Origin of the sequence: Lysobacter dokdonensis DS-58 (assembly GCF_000770795.1) — a bacterium.
Taxonomy (GTDB): Bacteria; Pseudomonadota; Gammaproteobacteria; order Xanthomonadales; family Xanthomonadaceae; genus Noviluteimonas; species Noviluteimonas dokdonensis.
This window is the reverse complement of the sequence record NZ_JRKJ01000012.1, coordinates 1-5,617: the sequence shown is the minus strand read 5'-3', so window position 1 is coordinate 5,617 and position 5,617 is coordinate 1. Positions and strand designations below refer to the sequence as shown.

The window sequence follows — 5,617 nt, the reverse complement described above, 5'->3', positions numbered from 1 at the left end:
GCTGCTGCTCGCCGGCGCCGAGGCCGACCAACCCGCCGCCGGCGGCGTCACGCCCTTGTTGTTGCTGCTCGGTGCGCGCGCCGAACCGGGCACCGCGTGCGACGAAGACGTCGTGCTCGCCGGCCTGGAACGCTTGCTGGACGAAACCGTCTCGCTCGACGCCCGCGACCCGCGCGGCTTCGGCCCGCTCCATCTGGCTGCGCTGCACGGACTGCTGCAGATCGTGCAACGCCTGTTGCGCGCCGGCGCCGACCCCGACCTGCGCGACGGCCTCAACCGCAGCGCGCGCGAGATTGCCGTGATGCGCGGGTTCGTCGATGTCGCCGCACAATTCGTTCCGGCAACGCCGGGCGGCGTATCGATGGCGCGGTTCCTGCGCGAGCCGCGCTAAGCGTCGCCGGGGCGAACCGACGCCTGGTCTGCGGCGGTCATCTTCCCTTCGGCCTCCGGTTTGCCCAGGCCGCCGAGTGCGCCCTCGCCACGGTCGGCGCCGAAGAGTTGCTCGAGTTCGACGCGCGCCTGCTGCACGGTCTGCAGGATCGCCTGTTCGTCGTCCTGCACCAAATATTGCGTGCGCAGCAGGGCTTCGTCGTGCTCGCGGAAACGACGCGCGCGCTCGGCGGCTGCGGCCGGCGACAACCCCATCTCCACCAGCACGCGTTCGCCCATCACCAGGCTCGAATGGAACGTCTCGCGCACGACCTGCGCGCCCAGGTCCATCAACTGCCATGCGTGGCGGCGGTTGCGGGCACGCGCGAACACGGTCGCTTCGGGATACAGGCGGCGGATGGTGTTGACGGTGCGCAGGTTCGACTCGACATCGTCGATCGCGATGACGAACACCTTGACCTGCGCGGCGCCTGCCGAACGCAGTAGTTCCGAATTCGCCGGATCGCCGTAGTAGATCGTGCTCCCGAAGCGGCGCATGAACTCCACCTGCTCCTGGCTGTGTTCGATGGCGATGAACGGGATGCGCTGCGCGGCGAGCAGGCGCGCGACGACCTGCCCGAAACGCCCGAAGCCCGCGATGAGCACCTCGGGTTCGTGTGCGATGTCGCTCTTGCCGATCGTGTCGAACTTTTCCGCCTTCGCGGGCTTCGTCGCCGCAACCCAACGCGAGAGCAGGATGTACAGCGGCGGCGTCAGCGCCATCGACACGCCGACGATCGCCACGAGGTGCCCGCGCAGTTCCGCGCCGATCAGGCCCACGCGCGTCGCGTCGCCGAACACCACGAACGCGAACTCGCCCCCCAATGCCAGCACGCTGGCCAGCAGCAGCGAGTCTCGCGAGGGCAATCCGCCCGACACGCGGCCGATGCCATACAACAGCACGAACTTCGTCACCATCAACAACGTCACGCCGACGCCCACGAACCACGGATCGTTGATCACGCCGGTGACGTCGATCGACATGCCCACCGCGATGAAGAACAGACCGAGCAGCAGGCCTTCGAACGGTTTGATCTGCGCTTCGAGTTCGTGGCGGAATTCCGAGTCGGCGAGCAGCACGCCGGCGAGGAAGGCACCCAGGCCCATCGTCAGGCCCGCGTTCTGCATGATCCACGCCGCGCCCAGCACCGTGAGCAGCGCGCTGGCGGTGAAGACTTCCGGCATGTCGATGCGCGCGACGATGCGGAACAACTGGCGCAACAACAACCGGCCGCCGAGGACGACGATCGCGATCGCGCCGAAGGCCTTCGCCGCGTCGAGCCACGACACGCCCTCGCCCTGCGCACCGCCCAGCAGCGGGATCGCCGCGAGCAGTGGAATGGCCGCCAGGTCCTGGAACAACAGGATGGCGAACGCCAGTCGCCCGTGACCGGTATTCAACGCCTTGCGTTCGGCGAGCAGTTGCAGGCCGACGGCCGTCGACGAAAACGCGAGCCCCAGGCCGACGACGATCGCCGCGGGGAAATGCACGCCGCGCAATTGCGTCAGCAACGCCAGCGCGATCCCGCACGCCAGCATCTGCAAGCCGCCCGCGCCGAACACCGGCTTGCGCATGACGGACAGACGTGAAGGCGAAAGCTCCAGTCCGATGACGAACAACAGCATCACCACGCCGATCTCGCTGGCGGCCAGCACGGGCGCGACATCGCGGATGACCCGCAGGCCATACGGCCCGAGCACGACGCCCGCCGCGAGATACCCGAGCACCGCACCCAACCCGAAGCGCCGGAACACGGGCACCGCGATGACCGCGGCCAACAGGAACACCAATGCCAGTTCGAGTCCGCCGCCGTGCATGCGCTACCTCCGTTCACCTGATTATGCCGCCTGCGCGTCGCGGGCTGGTTGCACCGGCCATGGGGCACGCCTAGGATCGGCGCGCGCGGTCGACATTCGTCGGCCGCCTTCGTCATCAAGGACCCCGCATGCAACGGACCCTGCTGTGCGCATCGCTCGCCATCGTGCTTGCCTTGCCCGTGACCGCCGCCAATCCCACCGTCGCCAGCAAGGACATCGAGCAAGTCCTCACCATGCGCGTGGACGGCACCATCGCCGTCGACGAAACCGGCAAAGTACTCACGAGCACGCTCGACACGCCGGTCGATCCGCGTTTCCGCGACGTGATCGAACGCGCGATCGCGACGTGGAAGTTCGATCCGCCCACCGTCGACGGCAAGCCGGCGCGCGTGAAGAGCGCGATGCGCGTGACGCTGGTCGGTCGCGAAGTCGCGGCCGGCACCGAGGTGACGATCGACAACGTCCTGTTCTTTGCGCCCGGACAGCAGAATGCGAATTGGGCGGACGAAGCGAAAAAGCTCGGCAAGCTGTCGATGGCGGTCGTCGAGATGCCGCGCAAGCCGCTCTACCCGAAGGGCTTCCACGTCAACGGCATCGTGACCATGGCCGTCCGCGCCAACGCCGATGGCACCGTCGCCGACGTCTTCCCCACGCAGTGCAGCCTCTACCAGGCCGGCGGCCGGCCCGACGACTTCGCGCGTGCATGCAAGCAGATGCAGGACCTTGCCGCGAAGGCGATCAAGACGTGGAAGATCGGCATCACGCTCAACGGCGACGTGCCGACGGACGACAACCTCACGGCCACCGTGCCGCTCGAATACAAGATGTGGGGCGACGGCAAGCGCATCGGCAAGACCGGCGAGCCGGGCAACTGGCGCATGGAAGCACGCACGCAATACGTCGAGGCGCCGTGGCTGGTCGAGAAGCGCCTTGCGCAACGCGTCGGCACCTCCGACGTCAGCGGCTCGGAATTGCTGCAGCCGCATTCGCCGCTGAAACTGCGCGATGGGGCCCGGTCATGACGCGCCGCACGCTTGCCACCGCGCTGGTGCTGGCCGGCCTGTCGTTCGCGACGAACGCCGGCCAACCCGCCGCGTTGAAGCCGCTGTCGTTCCGCGCCGAAGCGCGCGTCGAAGTCGACGAACAGGGCAAGCTCGTGAAGGTCGAGGCGTCGAAGGATCTCCCCGACGCGGTGCGCAAGTACATCGAACAGCAACTGGCCACGTGGACGTATGCACGCCATTCGCGCGCCAACGGCGATGGCAACGCGGCGACCTGGGTGCTGCTCGGCGCATGCGCGGTGCCGAAACCCGACGGCACCTACGCCCTGGGCCTGGCCTACCGCGGCAACGGGCCGCGCATCGCCGACGGCGGGCCGTGGCGCGTGACCTCGACGTTGGCCAGCACGGTCGGGCGCCATGGGATCGACGGCGTCGCCAACGTGCATTTCGTCGTGAACGCCGACGGCAGCGCCAAGCTCGAGTCGATCGACACGAAGATCACCGGCATCCAGCGGAAGGCCCTCGGGCCGGAACTCGCGTTCTTCATTTCGCGGCATCGCTTCGATCCCGAACAGGTCGGCGGACAGCCCGTGACCACGCACGAGGTCCTCCCCGTCGTATTCAAGTCGGGGCGTTCGAAAGACGGGGCGGAGACTTACGACGAACGCCTCGCAGAGGCGATGACCTCGCCGCAATGCAGGCACGCCGAGTTGCTCGCCAGCGATGCATTCAACCCCGGCATGCGCGCGATGGCGCTGGACTCGGTGATCTCCATCGAGCCGAAGATCTGATCCGCCGCCAGCGACCCCAAACAAGAAACGCCCCGCGATGCGGGGCGTTTTTCATTCCGTGGGTGCCGCGCCTCAGCGCTTCATCGAGGCGAAGAACTCGTCGTTGGACTTGGTGTTCTTCATCTTGTCGAGCAGGAATTCCATCGCGGCGATCTCGTCCATCGGGTGGAGGAGCTTGCGCAGGATCCAGATCTTCTGCAGCAGGTCCGGCTCGATGAGCAGGTCTTCGCGGCGCGTACCCGAGCGGTTGATGTCGATCGCGGGGTAGACGCGCTTTTCGGTGATGCGGCGGTTGAGGTGGACTTCGGAGTTGCCGGTGCCCTTGAACTCTTCGTAGATCACCTCGTCCATCTTGCTGCCGGTCTCGACGAGCGCGGTGGCGATGATGGTCAGCGAGCCGCCCTCCTCGACGTTGCGCGCCGCGCCGAAGAACCGCTTCGGGCGGTGCAGCGCGTTGGCGTCGACGCCGCCGGTGAGCACCTTGCCGGAGCTCGGGACGACGTTGTTGTACGCGCGGGCCAGGCGGGTGATCGAGTCGAGGAGGATGACGACATCCTTCTTGTGCTCGACCAGGCGCTTGGCGCGCTCGATCACCATTTCGGCGACCTGCACGTGGCGGGCGGCGGGTTCGTCGAAGGTCGACGAGATGACTTCGCCGCGCACCGTGCGCTGCATTTCGGTGACTTCTTCCGGGCGCTCGTCGATGAGCAGCACGATCAGGTGCACGTCCGGGTGGTTGGTCGTGATGGCCGTGGCGACCTGCTGCAGCATCATCGTCTTGCCCGCCTTAGGCGGCGAGACGATCAGGGCGCGCTGGCCCTTGCCCTGCGGGGCCATCAGATCGAGGATGCGGCCCGAGATGTCCTCGGTGCTGCCGTTGCCGCGCTCCAGCGTGAAGCGGCGACGCGGGAACAGCGGGGTGAGGTTCTCGAACAGCACCTTGTTCTTCGAGGCTTCCAGCGGCTCGCCGTTGATCGTGTCGACCACCGACAGCGCGAAGTAGCGCTCGCCGTCCTTCGGGAAGCGGATGCGGCCGGACAGATGGTCGCCGGTGCGCAGGTTGAAGCGGCGGATCTGGCTCGGCGAGATGTAGGTGTCGTCCGGGCCGGCGAGGTAGCTCGCCTCGGCCGCGCGGAGGAAACCGAAACCGTCGGGCAGGATTTCGAGCACGCCGTCGGCGGCGACGCCTTCGCCGTGGCGGGTCAGCACCTTGAGCAGCGCGAAAATCACGTCCTGCTTGCGGGCGCGGGCCACGCCTTCGGAGATGTTCAGCTGTTCGGCGATCTCCAGCAGCTTCGGCGCGGGCATGCGCTTGAGGTCGCTGAGCGAGTACTGCGGGAAGCCTTCCGGCACGCTGGGCGGCTGGCGCTGCTGCTGCGGGAAGGTCTGCTCGCCGCCGTTGTCCTGCGGCATGCCGTCTTCGCGGTAACGCTCGCGCTGGCGGTCGCGGCGGTTGCGGAAGCGGTCGCGGCGGTTGTTGTTGTTGAAGCGCTGGTCGTTGCGCTGGTCGCCACCCTGGCCTTCCTGGCCACCTTGGTCGCCCGAATCAGCCTGCTGCGATTGCTGCGATTGCTGCGA

General features: G+C 67.5%; 5 protein-coding genes. 3 read left to right on the top strand and 2 right to left on the bottom strand.

Annotated elements, in window-relative coordinates:
* Positions 1-391, top strand: a 391-nt coding sequence (locus tag LF41_RS09855; RefSeq protein ID WP_237577714.1) for an ankyrin repeat domain-containing protein, incomplete at its 5' end; no start/stop codon positions are given.
* Here the strand turns inward: LF41_RS09855 and LF41_RS09850 are convergent.
* The gene (locus LF41_RS09850) at positions 388-2,247 is read right to left on the bottom strand and encodes a monovalent cation:proton antiporter-2 (CPA2) family protein (protein WP_084073523.1); all 1,860 of its coding nucleotides are present in this window, start codon (positions 2,245-2,247) and stop codon (positions 388-390) included. The two genes, LF41_RS09855 and LF41_RS09850, sit on opposite strands and share 4 nt — an antisense overlap.
* Positions 2,248-2,375: 128 nt before the next feature.
* Between LF41_RS09850 and LF41_RS09845 the strand changes: the two genes are divergently transcribed.
* Both LF41_RS09845 and LF41_RS09840 read left to right on the top strand, forming a co-directional pair.
* Positions 2,376-3,269, top strand: coding sequence for an energy transducer TonB (locus LF41_RS09845; RefSeq protein ID WP_036169133.1), 894 nt, complete (start codon positions 2,376-2,378; stop codon positions 3,267-3,269).
* Positions 3,266-4,039, top strand: coding sequence for an energy transducer TonB (locus tag LF41_RS09840; protein WP_036169131.1), 774 nt, complete (start codon positions 3,266-3,268; stop codon positions 4,037-4,039). The genes LF41_RS09845 and LF41_RS09840 overlap by 4 nt, the downstream gene beginning before the upstream one ends.
* A gap of 72 nt (positions 4,040-4,111) precedes the next feature.
* Here the strand turns inward: LF41_RS09840 and rho are convergent.
* Positions 4,112-5,617 (bottom strand): transcription termination factor Rho (gene rho / locus LF41_RS09835; RefSeq protein ID WP_036169129.1); only part of this gene is annotated, 1,506 nt, incomplete at its 5' end.